Consider the following 19314-nt stretch of genomic DNA (forward strand, 5'->3'; position numbering starts at 1 on the left):
ACATACCTACCGGTTCCCTTACGAACCGGTCACGCACCCTCGACAGATGAATGTGAGAGGGGTCACCCTGTCTTTCATCCACGCGGGGAGGCATGGATGGGCAGGAGCCGCAGAACAATTCCGGAGGAGCTTCTGCTGCTGGCGTTGGACCCGACCACGGGTACCACCGCACAGCCGCAGTCGCTCGACCTCGGTCTGGCCGGAGCACAGCTAGTGGAGCTGGCGCTGGCCGGACGGATAGCCCCAGACGGGGATCGTATCGCCGTGGTAGCCCCACGGCCGACTGGAGATCCAACACTGGACTGTGCGTTGGAGTTGCTGCGAAGGCGTGGCGCTCCCGTGCGTGCCGTCCACTGGATTGGCGGGCCCCGGCTGGGGTTGCGCCAGACCTACCTCTCGCATCTGGAGCGGTGCGGCATGGTGCATGCCGTGGCCGGTCAGATGTGCGGGGTGTTGCCGACGACTCGCTACCAGGCGACGGACAACGCCATCAGCCGGGAGATCAGGGCCCGGCTGGATTCCGCGATCCGCACCGGCGTACCGCCGGACCCACGGACCGCGGCACTGGCCGCACTGGCACACGCGGTCGGCCTCGGCAAGCACCTGTATCCGGGGAACGAGGGACGGTCGTCCCGGTCCCGGCTCAGGGACCTGATCAGGCACGACCCCATGGGCGGTCTCGTCGCGCACGCCGTGATGGACGTCCAGAACGGTGCGGCCGCACAGCCGCGCCGCAGCCCGGCCCCGGCCGGCCGTCAGGCCGCCCCCGGAGGCAGGGTCGCAGCGGAACCCGCACGCGGTGTTCCGGTGCAGCCGCACCGCGGATCCATGGCGCGAGTCGTGGCCCACTGAGCCGCACGTCCACGACCCGCACCACCGAATGACCCGGGCTGTGCACCCGGCTTGCTCGACCACGCACCAACACGCACCGCCACGTACCACCACGCTTCACACGCTCGCACTCGCACGCCACGTGCAGCGCCGCACCGCAGTCACCGAGACCGGTTCGGGAGCCGCTGGTCCGCGCGGGGTGACGGGACCGTTTGCCCGGACGACGGCAGCGGCCCCGCCGCCCCGCGCGGCCGCATGTGCGGGGGTCCTGGCGAACTGGCGTGTATCCAGCGCATATCCACCGTTTCCCAGCGGTAGTAAGCACCTTGGTGGCAGTCTGCTCAACAGCAGATACGCAAAGTGGCAATCGCAGGCAGGCAGCCGGAGGTGCACGTCCAGTGGCGTCCAATGTCAATCCCACCGTCAGGCGACGCCGGCTGGGCCAGGAGCTGCGCCGGCTCCGCGAGCTCAAGGGCATGACGGCCGAAGAAGTGGCCGAACGGCTGCTGGTCTCGCAGTCGAAGATCAGCCGGCTGGAGAACGGACGGCGCAGTATCAGCCAGCGCGACGTCCGCGACCTGTGCGGGGTCTATGAGGTGGAGGACCACCGGATCGTCGACTCCCTGATGCAGATGGCCAAGGATTCGCGGCAGCAAGGATGGTGGCACTCCTTCGGCGACATCCCCTACAGCGTCTACATCGGGCTGGAGACGGACGCGGCGAGTCTGCGGGTGTACGACCCGCAGGTCGTGCCGGGGCTGTTGCAGACGAAGCAGTACGCGGAGGCCCTGATCGCCGGGGCGTTGCCGGAGACGGCGCAGACCGAGATCGAGAAGCGGGTCCAGGTGCGGATGCGCCGACAGGAACGAATCTCCACCGAGGAGACCCCGCTCCGGCTGTGGACCGTCCTGGACGAGGCCGCCCTGCGCCGGGTCGTCGGCAACCGCTCCCTCATGCGCGACCAGTTGGAGCAGCTCGTCGAGCAGTCCCAGCTGCCGCACGTCACCGTGCAGGTCATCCCCTTCGACATGGGCGCCCACCCGGGCCTCAACGGGCAGTACGCGATCCTCGAGTTCCCGGACGCGGCCGACTCCAGCGTCGTCTACATCGAGGGCGTCACCAGCGACCTGTACCTGGAGAAGGCGAACGACGTCCAGAAGTACAGCGTGATGTACGAGCACCTGAGGGCGCAGGCCCTGAACGTGGAGCAGTCACGGCAGTTCATCGCGGACATCGCCAAGGAGTACGCGCGTTGAGAAGCGCCGTACGGTACACCGTCCCCAGGCCGGGGCGGAAGACTCCACTGGAATATGCCACCCAGCCGAGTGAATAGTCGCTTCGTCGGCCGATGTTGGCGAGTAGCGTCGATCACGCCACCGAGCAACAACGTTGGCGCGAATCGCGCTGCGGTGTCCGATCCGGACACGCAGCGCGGTGACAGCAACTCAACATCTGGCAATTCGGAGCAAACATGGCAATTCGTCAGGGTGCCACGGACACGTGGACCAAGTCCTCGTACTCCACAGGGAACGGCGCGTGCGTCGAGGTCAAGTCACCGCTCGCTGCGGCCATGGCGGTACGGGACTCCAAGGTTCCCGAGGGCCCGGTCCTGGCGTTCCCCGCGGACGCGTGGAACACCTTCGTGGCGTCGGTCAAGGCGTAAGGGGCGGGTCTAGCTGATCCTCACCCCTCAACCGACCGCACGATCGACAACTGCACAAGCACCACAGGAAGAGCCCTCTCGACCAGCCCGCCGTCCTTGCCGAGAGGGCTCGGCCGTGCCCTCACCCGTGGGCCGGCCGGATAACCTCACCGGGAACGCCACGTCACACACCGGGTCCTGTGCCCCGGCGCCGTCCCAGTCCGCCACGAAGTACACCTCGCGGCACGGGCCCGCCTGCCACAGCCCCTCCTTGGCCACCCACTCCTCCACCGCCTCGAAGGCGGCCAGGATCTGCGGATGCGCCACCTGCGCCTTGGTGATCCGGGTGTAGGCCAGCCGCTGTGCCGGTTCGACCCGTACCTTCGTCTCCCGCGTCCGGCCCTGCTTCTCGACCCACGCCCGGGCCGCCGCCTCGTCGGCCACCGGCACGCACGACTCGGCCGGCCCGTCGCTCTCCACCGACACGTCGGAGTGGTAGACGACGAACGGTGGCGCAGTGATGCCGCCGCACTCGTGCGCCGCCGACTCCAGCCGGCCGAGCGACGCCCCGATCCACGCCGGCAACTCGTCCGCCAGCACATGCCGCATCTCGGTGATCAGCACCTGCTCGGGCACCTCAACCGTCTCGACCACGAACTTCCCGTACATCTCGGAGCTCCTCCCCGACAGTCGTCCACGGAGGTACTCGGCCAGCGTCCGCTGCCCCGCCACCCGCGCCTCGACATCCGCCCAGTACGCGTCGAGCCGGGCGGTCGCCGCGGCCCCGTCAGGGGCCTCGACGATCTCCGCGATCCGGGCGAGCGGCATGTCCAGCTGGCGCAGCAGCGCCACCAGACGGGCACGTTCGACCTGGTCGGCGCGGTAGTAGCGGTAGCCGCTGACCTCGTCGACGTGCGCCGGGGCCAGCAGTGCGAGGCGGTCGTACAGCCGCAGGGCCTTGGCCGACAGCCTGGCCCGCGCGGCGAACGCGCCGATGGTGAGCAGTTCGTCGTCCACGGCCTCATCCTCCGTCACCGGGCGGCCTGTTCCGCCCGGCGACAAGGACGCTCGGCTCTGCCCCAGGGGCAAGGTCAACCCGTGTTACTTGATCGCGGACTCCACCGCCGCGACGACCTCCGCCGCCTCCGGCTCGGTCTGCGGCGAGAAGCGGGCGACGACCTTGCCGTCGCGGCCGATCAGGAACTTCTCGAAGTTCCAGCGGATGTCCCCGGTGTGCCCCTCGGCGTCCGGGAAGCCGACGAGCCGCTCGTACAGCGGGTGCCGGCCCTCCCCGTTCACCTCGACCTTCTCGGTCATCGGGAAGCTCACGCCGTACGTCGCCGAGCAGAACTCGGCGATCTCCTCGGCGCTGCCGGGCTCCTGCCCGAGGAACTGGTTGCAGGGCACGCCGAGCACGGTGAAACCGCGCTCCGCGTACTGCGCCTGGAGCTTCTCCAGGCCGGAGTACTGCGGGGTCAGGCCGCACTTGGAGGCCACGTTCACGATGAGCACGGCCTTGCCCGCGTACTGGGCGAGATCGGCGGTGCCGCCCTGGAGGGCATCGATGTCGACGTCGAAGGGGGAGCTGCTGTCAGTGGTCGTCATGAAACGGATGCTAACTCCGGTACGTGTCGGGCCGGTGCCGGGCCTCCACGAGGACGTCCCCCGCCGCCGTCCGCTCGTACAGCACCGACCGCCCCGCCCGCCGCCGCTCCACCAGCCCCGCGTCCAGCAGCACCCGCACATGCCGCCCGACCGAGCCCAACTGCTGCCCGGTCACCGCGACCAGCTGGGTGGTGCTGAGCGGGGAGTCGAGGAGGACGAGCACCGCGGCGCGCGCGGGCCCGAGCAGCGCGCCGAGGCTCGCCGGGACGCTCCGGGCGCCGGGGTCGGTGAGCGCGCCCGTGCAGGGGTAGACCACGGCGTACCGCTCGGGCGCCTCCCAGGACACCCAGCCGCCCTTCGGCGTGACCGGCACGAAGACGAGCTCGGCGCCGGAGATCTCGCGGGGCGGGTACTCGTGCAGATTCACCTGGAGCCGGTTGTCACCGAGCCAGCGGGTGCGCCCTGGCCGCAGGCAGTCCAGCACGGCCGCCCAGCCGCCCCGGCTCACCTGCGCGGTCCGGGCGACCACGTCCGCCTCCAGGACGCGTCGGCGCCGGTCCCAGTCGGGCCGTACGGTCTCGGTCCAGACGTACTCGATGAGCGCGGCGGCGCGTGCCGGCAGGTCGTCGCGGTCCAATACGGCGGGCAGCGGGCCGGCGAGGGAGACGGTGAGGTTGGCGCGGGCCCGGCGGGGGTCGGCCGCGCGCACCCGCGCGACGCCCTCCTCAATGGTCTCGCCGTCCCCCGGGGTCGGGGTGAGGAAGTCGGCGATCCAGTCCTTGCCGAGCCCGGCGCGGACGAGCTGTGCGGTGACCGGGTCGGCGGCGAGGCGGGTCCGGTAGGCGGGCCGGCGTGCGTCCAGCCAGGTGCGCTCGCCGGGGTGGGCGGCGGTCCCCGAGTGCAGCAGTTTCAGCGCGGCGAAGGTCTCGGCGAGCGGGGAGATGAGGAACCGGCTGCCGGCCAGGGTGTCGGCGTTGATCTGCCACCAGCCCATCGGTCACCGCCACCTTTCGCGTCTGCGCGAAACAATAACGACCGGATTCCGGAGCTGAGCAGACTCACGCATGCGCAGCTACCGACAGCTCTTCCGCACACCGGAGTTCACACCACTCTTCCTCGCCTCCGCCCTGCACACGGCCGCCTCCACCGTCGGGGGTCTGGCCATCGGCACGCTGGTGTACGCGGCGACCGAATCGCCGCTGCTGGCGGCGGTCAGCATGTTCTGCCCGCAGCTGGCCCAGGTGGTGGGTGCCACGACCCTGCTCTCGGCGGCGGACCGGCTCGCGCCCCGCGCGGCACTGACGGGCATCGCGCTGTCGTACGCCCTGGGCACGGCGGCGATGGCGACGCCGGGCGCGCCGATCTGGGCGCTGTTCGCCCTGATCCTGCTGCTGGGGCTGATCGCCTCGCTGGGCGGCGGAGTGCGGTGGGGACTGCTGAACGAGGTGCTCGCCAAGGACGGCTACCTGATGGGCCGGTCCGTCTTCAACATGATGAGCGGCCTGATGCAGATCACCGGCTATGCGACCGGCGGTGCGCTGGTCGCCCTGCTGTCCCCGGGGACCACGCTGCTCGTCTCCTCGGCCCTGTACGCCGCGGCGGCCCTGGTCACCCGCCTCGGCCTGACCCGTCGCGCGCCCCGCGCCGCGGGCCGCCCCTCCGTCGCCGCGACCTGGCGCAGCAACGCCCTGCTGTGGTCCTCCCGCCCCCGCCGCCACCTCTACCTCGCCCTGTGGATCCCCAACGGCCTGGTCGTCGGCTGCGAGTCGCTGTTCGTCTCCTACGCCCCGCACGCCGCGGGCACGTTGTTCGCGTGCGCGGCGTTCGGGATGTTCGTCGGTGACATCACGGTCGGCCGGCTCCTCCCGAAGGACCTGCGCGCCCGCCTCGGGGTACCTCTGCTGTTGCTGCTGGCCACGCCCTATCTCCTGTTCTTCCTGCGCCCGTCGCTGCCCGTGGCCGCCGTCGCGGTCGCCGTCGCCTCGGTCGGCTTCGGGGCGAGCCTGGTCCAGCAGGAGCGGCTGATGGCGGTGACGCCCGACGAACTCGGAGGCCACGCCCTGGGGTTGCACTCCGCCGGGATGCTCACGATGCAGGGGGTGAGCGCGGTGCTGGCCGGGGCGGTGGCCCAACTGACCTCGCCGGCCACGGGGATGACGGTGATGGCGGCGGGGTCGGTCGCGGTGACGCTGGCGCTGGTGGGCGCGAGCCTGCGGGACGCGGGGGAGGGTGGACTGGTGGTGGCGGGCCGGCGGCCCAAGAGGGGAGTCCTCTCCACCGACTTCGCACCTCGGCCGCCGCAAGAATGAGGTTCGGCTCCGGTCGCCTAGCCGGCCTTGTGGCGCTGGTAGTGGCGGGCGACGCGCACCCGGTTGCCGCAGCGGGCGGCCGAGCACCAGCGGCGGCGCGGATGTGTGGGCAGGAAGACCATCACGCAGTCGTCGGCCTCGCACTTCCGGATGCCGGCGACCGCCGGATCGGCCAGCAGCTCGGCGGCAGCCTCCGCGAGGCAGGAGGCCAGCCGCAGTCCCGGCGCCCCCTCGCGTCGCCGTGCGGCGACCACCGCCGACCCGTCCCACGCCAGCTCGTGGAACGCCGGCGCGGCTCGCTGCGCGTCGTTGAGTGCCGCCAGGTCGGCGGCCGGGGCTGCTCGCCCCGGCGGACGTGGTCGAGGGCGCGGGCGGTGTGCTCCCGTACGGCGAGTACCGCGGCCAGGTCGGCGGCGGTGACGCCGGCGCCTTCCTGCGGTACGGCCTCCGGGAGGCGGTCGGCCTGGATCTCCCACCAGGCCCGCAGCTCGTGCGGCGTGGTCAGCAGGTCGCCCACGGCCGTGCGGGTGTTGACCAGGTCCAGGGCCAGGGGCTCTCCGGTCAGCGGTAGGGGATCGCGGGGATCGCTCATGCGGCTAATGGTACATGGACGGGTTGACACGTTAGTCGGCGCGGAGTTATACCGAAGGTGCACCTAATGCATCAAAACCCAAAGAAGCAATTAGGCAGGGGTCAGACATGCTTGCTGCAACCGCCCGCACCGTCCATCGCCACCTGGAGATCGAGGGAGTCCGCGTCTTCTACCGGGAGTCCCTCCCCGACCGCGCCGACGCCCCCGTACTGCTGCTCGTGCACGGCTTCCCGTCCGGGTCCCACCAGTTCCGCGGCCTCATCGACGCGCTCGGCGCGGACTTCCGGCTGATCGCCCCGGACTACCCCGGCTCCGGCCACACGCAGGCGCCCGACGACTTCACGTACTCGTTCGACGGGCTCGCCGACATCACCGAGGCCTTCATCCAGCGCCTGGGCCTGGACCGCTTCGTGATGTACGTCTTCGACTTCGGTGCCCCCGTGGGCTTCCGCATCGCCGAACGCCACCCCGAGTGGATAGCGGGACTGGTGGTCCAGAACGGCAACGCGTACGAGGAGGGGCTCTCGGAGATGGCCCGCGACCTGCTCGGCCTGACGCCCGAGACGCCCGGCGCCCACGACGCCATCCAGGACGTGCTCACCCTCCGGACCACCCGCGGCCAGTACGAGACCGGCGTCGCCATCTCCGACCTGGTCGCCCCGGACGGCTGGACCCTCGACCAGCACTTCCTGGACCAGCCCGGCCGCAAGGAGGCTCAGCAGGCCCTGCTCTTCGACTACCACTCCAACGTCGAGCGCTACGACACCTGGCACGCCTGGCTGCGCCGCCACACCCCGCCCACCCTCATCACCTGGGGAGCCCACGACCCCTTTTTCACCGAGCTGGGCGCCCACGCCTACCTTCGCGACCTCCCCGACGCCGAACTCCATCTCCTCGACACCGGCCACTTCGCCCTGGAGACCCACCTGGGGGAGATCGCCCCGCTGATCGCTGACTTCGCGGACCGCGCTTGGAAGTGAGGTGATCGGGCCCGCTGGTGCCGATGCCCGCCATGCCCGTGCCCGCCGGCGCCGGTCGACCGCCGCCGCACATAGGTACCAAAGGTGCGAAAATCGACACGGGTCTCTGTTGACCTCTGGGACGTGGCGAGGGACGCGGAGAGGGAGCTGATGGGCCGGGACCGGGATCGGGACGGGGACGTTGACCTGGACGCTGTCGCCGACGAGCTGTACGGCCTGCGACCGGAGGAGTTCATCCCCACCCGCGCCGCACGAGCGGCCGCGGCGCGCACGGCCGGCGACCGCGCCCTGGCCACCGAGATCGGCAAGCTACGCCGCCCGAGCCTGTCGGCCTGGGCCAGCAACCTCCTGGTCCGCGAGCGTCGCAGCGAGGTCGAGCCGCTGCTTCGCCTCGGCGAAGGCCTCAGGCAGGCCCACCAGGACCTGGACGGAGCGCAACTGCGCGAACTCAGCCGACAGCAGCGGATCCTGATCGGCGAGCTGTCCCGACAGGCCGGGCAACTGGCCGCTCAGGCGGGCCACCCGATCAGCGACGCCGCCCGCCACGAGGTCGAGAGCACCCTGCACGCCGCCCTCGCGGACCCCGAGGCGGCCCGTGAGTGGGCGAGCGGCAGACTCACCAAGCCCTTCAGTTCGGCGACCGACTTCCCGGCGGTGGCGGCCCCCGCGACCGCCCGCCGCGCCCCACCCGCTCCGGCCGCCGAGTCCCGCACGCGCCGGCCCACTGCTCGCGACACCAAGGCCGACAAGGAACACCGCCGCCGCCTCACCCAGGCCCGCAAGGCCGCCGACAAGGCCGCACGGGAACTCCGGGGCCAGGAGGACGCGACGGCAACCGCAACCCGCCAGGCCTTCGCAGCGAAGAAGCACCTCGACGAGACCCAGCAACGCGTCACCGAACTGACCGCGGAGCTGCAACACGCTAAAACCGAACATCAACAGGCCCGCACCGCCGAACAGGAGGCCCGCAACGAGGCCCGCACAGCCGACCGCCGGCTTCGCGAGGCTCGGAGGCGGGCGGAGGGGGCTGCGGGGGAGGTGGAAGGGCTGGAGGCGGAGGGGCTGGAGGCCGAGGGCCTGTGAAGCGCGCACGTGGAGGCGAGGGGCGTGCACCTGCGTTCATGAACGGCTGATCGCAGGTAGGAGCCCGGCTCGCCGACTGTCAAGCCGCCTGGGGTCCGGCGGCACGCCTGCCCGAGGCGGGCTCCTGTGCGTCGTCGAAGAAGAAGCTCTCGTCTTCCCCGAAGTCCGGAGCCTGGAAGGGATTGGTCGCCGGAGGCGGCGATGCCGCGGTGGCACGGCGGGGCTGCCCTTCCGGAGCGGAGAACAGCGAGGTCAGTTCTATGAGAGGTCTCTCCTTCGTCACAGGTCCCTGAAGGGACCTGCTGTGCCGTAACCGGGCACAGCGGTTACTACAGCTTGGTCATCTTGGCGTACGGGCTCAAGATCCGTATCGGCGTGGACCCGAAATCGACGAGCGCCGCGATTCCGGCCTCGATACCGATCACACGACCGAGGCCGTACATGTCGTGGGTGACCTGGTCGCCGACAGCGAAGTGCTTGGGTGCAGGCGCGACCGGGGCCTTGAAGGGGCTGGTGGGCAAGTGACGCTTGGAAGCAGCAGGCTTTGTCATCGCACCCAGTATGCGCCTATGAGCAACCCCTTCGCTGCCCCTGTCCACGTCCAATCCCCGGCAGCGACCCGGACGAGAGCCGTCACCTCTGGGACGAGATGGAGCTCAACGCCGCTGACCAGGGGATTTCCTCTGACTGTGACGGTCCGCTCTGTCCGCCGTACTGGCCCCCGCTATCCGATGATGCGGGCCAGTTGCTCCGCCCGGTCCTGGACGAAGTAGTGGCCGCCGACCGGGACGATCTCCAAGGTCACCTCGTGGGCGAACCGTTCCCAGGCGCGGTAGCCGCTCTCGTAGCCTTCCGTGGCCGCATCCGCCTCACCGATGATCACCCGGACCGGTGTGCGCAGCGGTTCCCACCGGGCGGACGCCTCACGCAGGAGCCCGGCCCCCTGCGCCATGCCGTGGCGGACGACAGCCAGGACACGCGGGAGATCCGTCGCGAGCGCCTGGTAGGCGGTGGCACTGCCGCCGCCGTACGGGATGCCGATCACGACCCGTTGGATCCGCTGCCCGTCATCCGCGACGAGCCGGTGCAGCCACCTCCCGTCCGCTCCACCCGATCCGTCCGAACCTGCCGCACGCAGCCGGTCGGCAAGTTGACGCGGGGTGGGGTACGTGAACACGTCGACCACGGACAGCCGGCCATGACCCACGCGCCGGGCGAGCGTGACTGCCTTGACTGGGCGATCCGCTCGGCGGGCGCAGTCAGGGGAAATCGCATCTCGCGTTCCTTCTCGGGCATGACACTCCTCTGATGCAGCGCAACGGTGCGTCCTGGGCGCGGAGTTGCACCGACGATCCTCGGGAGGTCTACGTCATGCCTATGTCCAGCGCCGGGCGGCCGGGGGCCGCCAGTCTCTGCGGGGGAGACGGAGGGAGCTTGAGGGAGCTGATGACGGGGAGAGGTCACAGCAGTTCCCGGCCGTGGGCGAACAGCAGGTGCGGCCACGCGACGTGCACGACTGCTTCAGCCGGGCGGTGAGTGTGCTGCGATGCGCGATGTTGTGCCTGTCGGCGGCCTGCGACTCGGGCGCGGGGCGCCGACAGGCACGCCGGCTGTCATCCGCCCTCATCCTCTTCCCGCTCATACGGCCCGGACCATGATTGGTCCGGGCCGTTCTTGCTGGTGCCCCCGGCGGGATTCGAACCTGCGCACCCGCTTCAGGAGATCATCAGGCGATCCGCCGGTCAGGGCTGAGGCTTCCACTGCCACTCCGAACGGTGCGCGGCAGGCCCTGCTGGTACGGCATCGTGTCTCCCGGCTTCCCGGCTTCCCGGCTTCCCGGGTGGGAGCCCCATCCGTCCTTAGATGGCCGACCGCGGCTGTCGCGCTGATACGGCCCTGACTGCCGAGCCCGAGACGAGCACTCCTGACAGTGCGATCAGACTGGTCAGGATGTCCTGGATCTGCGCCGCCGGGACATAGACGATCACGATGACGATGAGCAGGGCCGCCCAGTCCCTCGGGCGAGCAATTGACAGTACAGAGCGGGTCGGAGTCACACTCATAGCGGTACCTCCTGGTACTCAGTGCCCGCCCACCGACCTTGCCGCCAAGCCCGTTCGGTGGTGCGGGCCTCCTGCTTGAGACCCATAGTGGCGCCTCTTCCGTCAGGACCTGTCTTGGGCGCATCGGACTAGCCTCACGGTCCCTCGGATGGGTGATTGTGGGGTTTTGGCCTGCTTGAGTACACAGGGTTCCCTGCCGGGGCCTGCGTAGGTTCTGTCTCTTTGGTCGGCGTCGTGCCCAGAGCCGCGTTGCAGTAGTTGAGGCCGAGCCGACGCCAATACGGCGCATGCATGGCAAATGCGAGACAGATCAGAACCCAATCAGGCTGATCTGTAAGAAGTTGTTGTCTTTCCGATCTTGAGAGATGCGCGTCGAGCGGCGACCCGGAAGTACGTCCCGCACCTGTGGCTCGGCGAGACGCAACGCGAGCCGGGCCACTGCGGCTCCCCCGACTACGAGGGACACCGGGAGCGCACCGCAGGCACCGTGCGCTGAAGCTGCGCGTGTGGCAAGCATCTGTAACGGCGAAGGGCCAGTCCGGGAGAAAACCCCCCTGAGCTGGCCCTTCGTTCTGTGCCCCCGGCAGGATTCGAACCTGCGACACCCGCTTTAGGAGAGCGGTGCTCTATCCCCTGAGCTACGAAGGCGGAAGGTGCCCTGACAGCGTAGCGGATGCGTCCCTCGGGGTTCGCCCCGGTTGTGGGGGATGGCGGCGTGCCTTGTCGATCTTCGCCGGACGGCCGCCCTCAGTCCTGCTTGACCTCAAGCTGACTTGAGATTTTACGTTGCTTGCGCGGGGCCCACCAAGGGCCGACCGCGGTCATTCCCGGCTACCGAAATCGAGGCACTTCCATGTCCCGGACCCCGCGCACCCCCGTATCTCAGGACTCCCCGATCTCTCAGGACTCCCACATCTCTGAGGACCCCATCTCTGAGGGCCCCCAGACCTCCCAGACGCCCCAGGCCCCCCGGACCCCCCAGTCGTCCCAGCCCCCGCTCAAGATCGGCGTCCTCATCGGCAGCGTCCGCCCCGGACGGTTCGCCGACAAGGTTTCCCAGTGGTTCGTGTCCGAGATCGGGCGGCGTGATGACATGGAGACGCATGTCATCGATCTGTCCGAGCCCGCCCTCGCCGGCGAGCTCAAGCTCACGCTGGAGCAGGCCGCGGGGGTCGGCGATGCTCCGACGCTGGCCGAGCGGATCGGTGGGCTCGATGGGTTCGTTGTCGTGACGCCCGAGTACAACCACGGCTACCCCGCCTCCCTCAAGCTGGCCATCGACTACGTCTACCGGGAGTGGCGAGCCAAGCCCGTCGGCTTCGTTTCCTATGGCGGCATGGCCGGCGGTCAGCGGGCGGTGGAGCAGTTGCGGCAGGTCTTCGCCGAGCTGCACGCCGTCACGCTGCGCGACACCGTCAGTTTCCACATGGCCTGGGAGCAGTTCGACGACGAGGGGCGCCCGCACGACCAGGACGGCACCGCCAAGGCCGCCGCCGTGCTGTTGGACCAGCTCGCCTGGTGGGGGCTGACCCTGCGGGAGGGCCGGGCCGCCAGGCCGTACGACAGCTGAGGCGCCCACCCCCCGGCCTCGGACCTCAGCCCCTCGACCTCACCCGATCCCCACCCGAGCAAACCTCCCCGCCACCCGAAGATCCCCCTCCACCCGCCCCGCCGTCGCCACCAACTCCGGCAGCACCTCCCGCACGCACTCCTCCACCGACCGCCGAGCCGCATGCATCGCCACGTTCAGGGCGGCGACCACGCGGCCGGTGCGGTCCCGTACCGGTACTGCCACCGAGCGGAGCCCGGCCTCCAACTCCTCGTCGACCAGGGCGTATCCCTGCGTCCGGACGTCGTCCAGCGTGGTCGTCAGGGTCGCGGGGTCGGTTGTGGTGTGCGGGGTGAGGGGGGAGAGGGGGCCCAACTGGCGGTCTTCGGGCGGGAGATCCGCCAGTAGTACCCGGCCCAGCGATGTGGCGTACGCCGGCAGTCGCGTGCCCACCGTGACGTCGACGCTCATGACACGGCCCGTCGCGGCGCGGGCCGTGTACTGGATCTCGTCGCCCGACGGCGTCAGCACCGCCAGGGACGTCGACTCGTGGACACGGGCAGCCAGTTCGGTCAGGTGCGGGGTCGCGATCTGGGGGAGGGAGGTGCGGGACAGGGGTGGGAAGCCGAGGGACAGTACGCGTGGGGTCAGGGCGAAGGCGCGGTTGCCGGACTGGCGTACCAGGCCCAGGTGCTCGTATGTGATGAGTGCCCTGCGCGCGGTGGCCCTCGCCAGTCCCGTCGCCCGCGCCACGTCCGTCAGTGTCAGTTCCGCCCGGCCCTCGCCGAAGGCGGTCAGTACGGTCAGCCCGCGGGCCAGCGACTCGACGAACTCCCTGCCCAGTTCCTGCTTGGAGGCACCGGTCCAGGCCGCCAGGCCCGCCGGTGCCGACCCGCGTTGCCCCTGCGGCTGCGGTGCCTCGCGCAGTTCTTGCTCCATCTTCGCCACCGTGGCCCGAAGGCGGGGCAGGAGCGTGTCGCGCAGGTCCGTGGCCGTATGCCGGCTGGTGTGGCTGACGACGTTCGCCACGCAGGCGATACGGCCGCCCGCCCGGGGGTCCCTCACCGGTACGGACACGGCGACCAGTCCCGGCTCGATCAACTGGTCGTCCAGCGCCCAGCCGTCCTTCCGCGCCCGCGCCGCCCGGCGTTCGAAGTCCTCGTCGGGGGACGGGTGCGGTTGCGGCGGTACGGCGGGAAAGCCGCGGTCCTCCGGGTCCGCCGCCCGGCGCTCGCGCCAGGCCTGCCACTCCGTGGCCGTCCACTCCGTCGCGAACAGGGGGCCCGGCGCGGTGCGTTCGGCCGGGAGCAGGTCGCCGATGCGGAAGCTGAGGGACATCGCGCGGCGGCGGGTCGCCTGGTGGATGAAGCGGATGCCGTCGCGGTCGGCGACCGCCAGCGACACCGACTCGTCCAACTCGTCCGCGAGCGCGTCCGCGTGGGAGGTGAGGAGGGCGGGCAGGCCGAGGGCGGCCAGGTAGGCGTTGCCCAGTTCCATCACTCGGGGCGCCAGGATCACGTCGCGGCCGTCGAGACGGACGTATCCCATGCGCGCGAGCGTGGACGTGATCCGGTCCACCGTGGAGCGTGCGAGTCCGGTCGCCCGCTCCAGCCCGCTCGCGCTCACCGTCCCGCCCGCCTCCGTCAGCCGCCACAGCACCCCGACCCCACGGATCAGCGGCGTGACCGCCTCCACCGGCACGGCTCGGTCGTCCAGGGTCGTCTTCGCGGGCATCGGCTCTCCGGTACGGCGGTCGCGGCAGCCCTAACCGTAATGCGAATCGATTCGGTTCGATTCGCGAGCGGGAGCGCGAGCGCGGGCGCGGGCGCGGGCGCCGGCGGGTGCGCGTACCGCTGCGGCTCAGGCCCACCCCCAAGCCCCGCACCCTCAAGCCCCGCACCCTCAAGCCCACCACCCCCAAGCCCCAGCACCCCCAAGCCCACCACCCTCAAGCCCACCACCCCCCAACCCCCACACCACCTACCCCCGAGAAACCCGCACCCGATACCCGTCCGCCAGATCCGCGCCCAACACCGCCACCTGCACCCCCCGCTTGTCGTCCCGGAATTCCTCCCCCGGCACGAACGTCGCGTCCGAGAGTTCGGCGTGGACGTTCGCGCTGCGGGTGCAGCCGCCGCTGTCCTCGTGGGAGTCGAGGACCTTCACCGGGCCCATTCCGGTGTCGACGTCGGCGTCGACCTTGTAGATCAGGACGCCGGGGCGGCAGACGGCCTCGTCGTTGCCCTCGCGGGTGCGTAGTTCGACGGCGTAGCCGGTGCGGCGGTCCAGGGGGACGAACACCAGCTTGGGGCCGCCGGTGCGGGCCAGCGGGGTGAGGGCGTACTCGGCCTTGCCGGGGGTGGCCGCGCACCGTATCTGGTCCGAGTCGAGCCAGCCCAGTTTCCACTTGTGCCAGCCGAGGAGGTCGTTGTTGGCCCCCCAGTCCTCGCTCATGATGTCCCAGTGGCCGACCGCGCCCCCGCCCTCGGCGGTGTACAGGTCCGGCAGGCCGAAGACGTGGCCGTTCTCGTGGGGGAGGACCCGGTAGCCGGTGCGGTGGTAGGTGCCGGAGCCGTCGTCCTGGCGGGAGTAGACGAAGGACGCGTTGGTCACCGAGACGCCGTCGGCCACCGGGGCCTCGGCGTTGCCCGCGAAGGTCACCGACAGGACCGTGTCCAGGGCCGACGGGCCGGCGTTCGGGGTCACCAGGACGTTCAGGAAGTCGTACGACCCGAAGTCCACCTTGGGGTCGGCCGCGACCACGAGGTCCTGGACCAGCTTCCGGTACCCGGGGTCGAAGGGCGCGCCGCGCTCTATGCCGTACGCCCGGAACGACTTGGGCATGCGCAGCCAGCGGGGTATCGGGGTGTCGGGGCGGTAGTCGAGGCGGCCGTAGGAACTGGTGCGGAACCACTTCTGGGTCTGCGGGAAGAACTCCGCGAAACGGTCGAGCGCCTTGCCCGTGCCGGGCGCGTCGGGGAAGTCGACCATCAGGGTGAGGGCGCGGACGGTTCCGGTGGAGCGGGCGTAACCGCGCGGTGTAGGTACGCCCTCCGACATCTGGACCGTAGGCCGGCCGCTGATCATGCAGGGGCCGAGAGCCGCGGAGTGACCCGGTGGGAGCGGGCTCGCGCCGGCCGCCGTGGAGGTCCCCGCCGTGAGGTGCCCGGTGCCTGCCGAGGTGCTGACCGCCAGGGTCAGGGCGGTCACGGAGGCAAGGGCGGCCGCACGGCGGGGGCGTATCCGACTGCTCGGCTGCATGCATGGGCCTCTCGTCCATGGCAGCCGCCGACTGCGTACTGCACCCTCCCGATCACCCTGTGTCGAGGCCTGCGCGGGCGCGCGTTGGAGGAGACCGAACGTGGGTCCTCGGCCGCGGGGGGGCAGAGAGGTTGTGACTCAGGTCACAAGACATTCGTTGGGGGTTTGGGAAATAACCGGGAGCCCCTCCCCGTTTAGTCAGGTGTCCGAGCGAAACGGGGACAGCTTCCCCGGATCGCCCACCCAGCAGAACTCAGGAGTACGCCGTGCAGACCGCAGCCCCCGCACCGCGCAAGGCGACCCGGCCGCGCGCCGACGCCCTGCGCAACCGGGAGCGTATCGTCACCGCCGCCCGGGAGATGTTCGTCGAGTTCGGCCCCGATGTGCCGCTGGACGACATCGCCCGCCGGGCCGGCGTCGGCAACGCCACGGTGTACCGCAACTTCCCCGACCGCGACGCGCTGGTCCGCGAGGTCGTCTGCTCCGTCATGGACCGTACGGCCGCGGCGGCCGAGCTCGCGCTCGCTCAGACCGGGGATGCCTTCGAGGCTCTGGAGCGCTTCGTGCACACGGCCGCCGACGAGCGGATCAGCGCGCTGTGCCCGATGGTCCAGAGCACGTTCGACCAGCACCACCCGGATCTGGAGGCCTCGCGTGAGCGGGTCGAGCAGCTGATCGGGGCGATCATGGACCGGGCCAAGACGGCCGGCCAGCTCCGCTCCGACGTGGACGTCGGCGACCTCATGATCGCCGCCGCCCAGCTCAGCCGGCCCCCGGCCGGCACGGGCTGCGAGATCGCCGACCGTTACGTCCACCGCCATCTGCAGCTGTTCCTGGACGGACTGCGGGCTCCGGCCCGTTCCACCCTGCCGGGCACGCCGCTGACCATGGAGGACCTGCGCCAGGCCTGACCGATCAGTTCAGAGCACGACGGCAGTCACACGACGGCAGTCAATAGACCGAATCGCGAAGCCGCCAACTCTCCATCACAAACCCACCAACCCTCACCGGCCGTCAAAGCCGACGAGCCGTCCCCTTTCCTTTCGCTTTTTCCGTCACGAAGTCCCGAAGTGGGTAGACCCATGTCTGAAACGGCCGTAAAGGCTTCCGGCGGCACCCTCGGTGCCGCCGATCCCAACCGCTGGAAAGCGCTCGCGTTCATCGCGATAGCCCAGCTGATGGTCGTGCTCGACGCGACCATCGTGAACATCGCCCTGCCCTCCGCCCAGCAGGACCTCGGCATCTCCGACGGCAACCGGCAGTGGGTCGTCACGGCCTACGCCCTCGCCTTCGGTGGTCTGCTGCTGTTCGGCGGCCGTATCGCCGACCTCTGGGGCCGTAAGCGGGCGTTCGTCGTCGGTCTGGGCGGCTTCGCCCTGGCCTCCGCGCTCGGTGGCGCGGCCACCAACGAGGCCATGATGTTCGGCGCCCGCGCCCTGCAGGGTGCGTTCGGCGCGCTGCTCGCTCCTGCCGCGCTCTCGCTGCTCGCCGTGATGTTCACCGATGCCAAGGAGCGCGCGAAGGCGTTCGGCATCTACGGCGCCATCGCCGGTGGTGGCGGTGCCGTGGGTCTGATCCTCGGCGGTTTCCTCACCGAGTACCTGGACTGGCGCTGGACGTTCTTCGTGAACATCCCGTTCGCCGTGTTCGCCGCGGCCGGCGCCTGGTTCGTCATCCGTGAGCCCAAGGGCGCCCGCAACCGCTCCGCGCTCGACATCCCGGGCGTGATCCTGTCCACCCTCGGTCTGGTCGCGCTGGTCTACGGCTTCACCCGCGCCGAGTCCAACGGCTGGGGCGACTCCCTGACGGTCGGCATGTTCGTCGCCTCCGGCGTGCTGCTGGCGACCTTCGTCCTGGTCGAGACCAAGGTGAAGGCCCCGCTGCTGCCGCTGCGCGTGGTCACCGAGCGCAACCGCGGCGGTGTCTACCTCTCGCTCGGCCTCGCGATCATCGCGATGTTCGGCCTGTTCCTCTTCCTGACCTACTACCTGCAGATCGTGAAGGGCTACTCGCCGGTCAAGACCGGCTTCGCGTTCCTGCCGATGATCGCGGGCATGATCACGGGTTCCACCCAGATCGGCACCCGACTGATGACCCGGGTCGCGCCGCGGCTGCTGATGGGCCCCGGCTTCCTGGTCGCCGCCCTCGGCATGCTGCTGCTGACCCAGCTGGAGATCGGCTCCTCGTACGCCGCGCTGCTGCTGCCGGCGATGCTGCTGCTCGGCCTCGGTATGGGAACCGCGTTCATGCCGGCGATGTCGCTGGCCACGCAGGGCGTCAAGCCGCAGGACGCCGGTGTCGCCTCCGCGATGGTGAACACCTCGCAGCAGGTGGGCGGCGCGATCGGTACGGCGCTGCTGAACACGATCGCCGCCTCGGCGACCACGGCGTACGTCGCCGACCACATCGCCGGTGCCACCAGCCGGTCCCAGCAGCAGCTGGTCCAGCTGGAGGCCATGGTGCAGGGCTACACCAGCGCCATCTGGTTCGCCGTCGGCATCCTGGCCGCTGCCGCGGTCATCGCCCTGACCTTCGTCAACGCCGGCCGCCCGGGCGGCACGACGGTGGCGTCCTCCGAGGAGGGCGCCGAGGACGAGGTGCCGGTGCCGGTCGTCGCGCACTGACAGCGCACTGACAGCGCACTGACAGCGCACTGACACCGCACTGACACCGCACTGACACCGCACTGACACCGTACTGAGGCCGACGGCGACCGCCGGCCACCCCTTCGGGCCAGGCGTACGTACGGGGATGGGGACGCTCCGTACGTACGACCCCCAGGACCTGCCCCGGCTCCCTGAATGAGCGGTTCAGCGGAGCCAGGGCAGGTCCGCACCCGCTTCGCTGGGCTGCAGGCCCTCGGCGACGATCCGCATGATCTCGCCGAGGGCCTTCTGCTGTTCCGGCGTCAGCCGGTCGAACATCGCCTGTCGCACGGCCTCCACATGGCCCGGCGCGGTCTCCTGCAGCACCTGAACGCCCGCGTCGGTCAGCACCGCGAACTGGCCCCGCTTGTCGTCGGGGCAGTCCTCGCGCCGGACCCAGCCGTTCTTCTCCAGCCGGGCGATGGCGTGCGAGAGACGGGAGCGGGTGATCTTCGCGTACATCGCCAGCTCGGTCATCCGCAGCCGGCGGTGCGCGGACTCGGCGAGCTTGACCAGCAGCCCGTAGTAGATGTGCGGCATGCCCGCGTCCCGCTGGAGCTGACGGTCCAGATGGTCCTCCAGCAGGGTGCTCGCATCCAGGTAGGTGCGCCAGACGCGCTGCTGCTCGTCGGTGAGCCAGCGCGGTTCCGCCGCGGATGCGGGGTCGGGCGAGGGCGGCGCGGAGGTCGATGCCGTATTCATGTACTCCACTGTACGAGAGCTCTCCTTGAAATTTTAATTACCGCGACGTACC

General features: G+C 70.4%; 20 protein-coding genes, 1 tRNA gene and 1 pseudogene. 10 read left to right on the top strand and 12 right to left on the bottom strand.

From position 1 onward, the window contains the following. The first annotated feature begins 96 nt into the window (after positions 1 to 96). From OHO27_RS23970 to OHO27_RS23980, 3 genes are all read left to right on the top strand, one after another. Positions 97 to 852, top strand: a complete 756-nt coding sequence (locus OHO27_RS23970; RefSeq protein WP_328427039.1) for a GOLPH3/VPS74 family protein — start codon at positions 97 to 99, stop codon at positions 850 to 852. 377 nt (positions 853 to 1229) lie between these two features. Further along, on the top strand, positions 1230 to 2087 hold the full coding sequence (locus OHO27_RS23975; protein ID WP_328427040.1) for a helix-turn-helix domain-containing protein: 858 nt from the start codon (positions 1230 to 1232) through the stop codon (positions 2085 to 2087). Between the two features lie 215 nt (positions 2088 to 2302). Further along, on the top strand, positions 2303 to 2494 hold the full coding sequence (locus tag OHO27_RS23980; protein ID WP_328427041.1) for a DUF397 domain-containing protein: 192 nt from the start codon (positions 2303 to 2305) through the stop codon (positions 2492 to 2494). A 27-nt stretch (positions 2495 to 2521) separates the two neighbouring features. Here the strand turns inward: OHO27_RS23980 and OHO27_RS23985 are convergent, their stop codons facing one another. From OHO27_RS23985 to OHO27_RS23995, 3 genes are all read right to left on the bottom strand, one after another. Then, on the bottom strand, positions 2522 to 3490 hold the full coding sequence (locus OHO27_RS23985; protein WP_443059578.1) for a MerR family transcriptional regulator: 969 nt from the start codon (positions 3488 to 3490) through the stop codon (positions 2522 to 2524). 84 nt (positions 3491 to 3574) lie between these two features. Then, entirely contained in the window at positions 3575 to 4078 is a 504-nt protein-coding gene (locus OHO27_RS23990) for a glutathione peroxidase (RefSeq protein ID WP_328427043.1), read from the bottom strand. A gap of 10 nt (positions 4079 to 4088) precedes the next feature. After that, the gene (locus OHO27_RS23995) at positions 4089 to 5072 is read right to left on the bottom strand and encodes an ArsR/SmtB family transcription factor (RefSeq protein WP_328427044.1); all 984 of its coding nucleotides are present in this window, start codon (positions 5070 to 5072) and stop codon (positions 4089 to 4091) included. Positions 5073 to 5142: 70 nt separating this feature from the next. Here OHO27_RS23995 and OHO27_RS24000 point away from each other — a divergent pair, with 70 nt between their 5' ends. Then, positions 5143 to 6387, top strand: a complete 1245-nt coding sequence (locus OHO27_RS24000) for an MFS transporter (RefSeq protein ID WP_328427045.1) — start codon at positions 5143 to 5145, stop codon at positions 6385 to 6387. A gap of 17 nt (positions 6388 to 6404) precedes the next feature. Here OHO27_RS24000 and OHO27_RS24005 read toward each other — a convergent pair whose 3' ends face one another. Both OHO27_RS24005 and OHO27_RS43180 read right to left on the bottom strand, forming a co-directional pair. Next, positions 6405 to 6641: a CGNR zinc finger domain-containing protein gene (locus OHO27_RS24005; RefSeq protein ID WP_328427046.1), complete on the bottom strand. Its 237-nt coding sequence runs from the start codon at positions 6639 to 6641 to the stop codon at positions 6405 to 6407. Between the two features lie 8 nt (positions 6642 to 6649). Beyond that, positions 6650 to 6979: pseudogene (locus OHO27_RS43180) on the bottom strand (ABATE domain-containing protein); the annotation flags it as partial. Between the two features lie 107 nt (positions 6980 to 7086). On the opposite strand from OHO27_RS43180, the gene OHO27_RS24015 reads away from it, so the two are divergent. Together OHO27_RS24015 and OHO27_RS24020 are read left to right on the top strand one after the other, a co-directional pair. After that, the gene (locus OHO27_RS24015; RefSeq protein WP_328427048.1) at positions 7087 to 7959 is read left to right on the top strand and encodes an alpha/beta fold hydrolase; all 873 of its coding nucleotides are present in this window, start codon (positions 7087 to 7089) and stop codon (positions 7957 to 7959) included. A 123-nt stretch (positions 7960 to 8082) separates the two neighbouring features. Beyond that, positions 8083 to 9042, top strand: coding sequence for a hypothetical protein (locus OHO27_RS24020; RefSeq protein ID WP_328427049.1), 960 nt, complete (start codon positions 8083 to 8085; stop codon positions 9040 to 9042). 79 nt (positions 9043 to 9121) lie between these two features. Here the strand turns inward: OHO27_RS24020 and OHO27_RS24025 are convergent, their stop codons facing one another. From OHO27_RS24025 to OHO27_RS24035, 3 genes are all read right to left on the bottom strand, one after another. Beyond that, a complete protein-coding gene (locus tag OHO27_RS24025; RefSeq protein ID WP_328427050.1) occupies positions 9122 to 9325 on the bottom strand; it encodes a hypothetical protein in 204 nt (67 codons plus the stop codon). Between the two features lie 46 nt (positions 9326 to 9371). Beyond that, entirely contained in the window at positions 9372 to 9593 is a 222-nt protein-coding gene (locus tag OHO27_RS24030; RefSeq protein ID WP_328427051.1) for a hypothetical protein, read from the bottom strand. A gap of 173 nt (positions 9594 to 9766) precedes the next feature. Then, entirely contained in the window at positions 9767 to 10249 is a 483-nt protein-coding gene (locus tag OHO27_RS24035) for a hypothetical protein (RefSeq protein ID WP_328427052.1), read from the bottom strand. Positions 10250 to 11463: 1214 nt separating this feature from the next. Between OHO27_RS24035 and OHO27_RS24040 the strand changes: the two genes are divergently transcribed. Further along, positions 11464 to 11601, top strand: coding sequence for a hypothetical protein (locus OHO27_RS24040; protein WP_328427053.1), 138 nt, complete (start codon positions 11464 to 11466; stop codon positions 11599 to 11601). Between the two features lie 79 nt (positions 11602 to 11680). Here the strand turns inward: OHO27_RS24040 and OHO27_RS24045 are convergent. Next, a tRNA-Arg gene (locus OHO27_RS24045) sits at positions 11681 to 11753 on the bottom strand. Between the two features lie 205 nt (positions 11754 to 11958). Here OHO27_RS24045 and OHO27_RS24050 point away from each other — a divergent pair. After that, a complete protein-coding gene (locus tag OHO27_RS24050) occupies positions 11959 to 12675 on the top strand; it encodes an NADPH-dependent FMN reductase (RefSeq protein WP_328427054.1) in 717 nt (238 codons plus the stop codon). Positions 12676 to 12714: 39 nt separating this feature from the next. Here the strand turns inward: OHO27_RS24050 and OHO27_RS24055 are convergent, their stop codons facing one another. Together OHO27_RS24055 and OHO27_RS24060 are read right to left on the bottom strand one after the other, a co-directional pair. Beyond that, positions 12715 to 14388 carry an IclR family transcriptional regulator domain-containing protein gene (locus tag OHO27_RS24055; protein WP_328427055.1) on the bottom strand — a complete coding sequence of 558 codons (1674 nt, stop codon included), beginning with the start codon at positions 14386 to 14388 and terminating at the stop codon, positions 12715 to 12717. 246 nt (positions 14389 to 14634) lie between these two features. Continuing rightward, positions 14635 to 15915, bottom strand: a complete 1281-nt coding sequence (locus OHO27_RS24060) for a M6 family metalloprotease domain-containing protein (RefSeq protein WP_328427056.1) — start codon at positions 15913 to 15915, stop codon at positions 14635 to 14637. Between the two features lie 266 nt (positions 15916 to 16181). On the opposite strand from OHO27_RS24060, the gene OHO27_RS24065 reads away from it, so the two are divergent. Beyond that, positions 16182 to 16826 (top strand): TetR/AcrR family transcriptional regulator, encoded by a 645-nt coding sequence (locus OHO27_RS24065; RefSeq protein WP_328427057.1) that lies wholly within the window; start codon positions 16182 to 16184, stop codon positions 16824 to 16826. 171 nt (positions 16827 to 16997) lie between these two features. Then, complete coding sequence (locus OHO27_RS24070; protein WP_328427058.1) at positions 16998 to 18539, top strand: MFS transporter; 1542 nt, start codon at positions 16998 to 17000, stop codon at positions 18537 to 18539. A 186-nt stretch (positions 18540 to 18725) separates the two neighbouring features. Here the strand turns inward: OHO27_RS24070 and OHO27_RS24075 are convergent, their stop codons facing one another. Further along, positions 18726 to 19262: a MarR family winged helix-turn-helix transcriptional regulator gene (locus OHO27_RS24075; protein WP_328427059.1), complete on the bottom strand. Its 537-nt coding sequence runs from the start codon at positions 19260 to 19262 to the stop codon at positions 18726 to 18728. Between the last annotated feature and the right edge of the window lie 52 nt (positions 19263 to 19314).

The sequence above is a fragment of the Streptomyces sp. NBC_00443 genome (genome assembly GCF_036014175.1).
Taxonomy (GTDB): domain Bacteria; phylum Actinomycetota; class Actinomycetes; order Streptomycetales; family Streptomycetaceae; genus Streptomyces.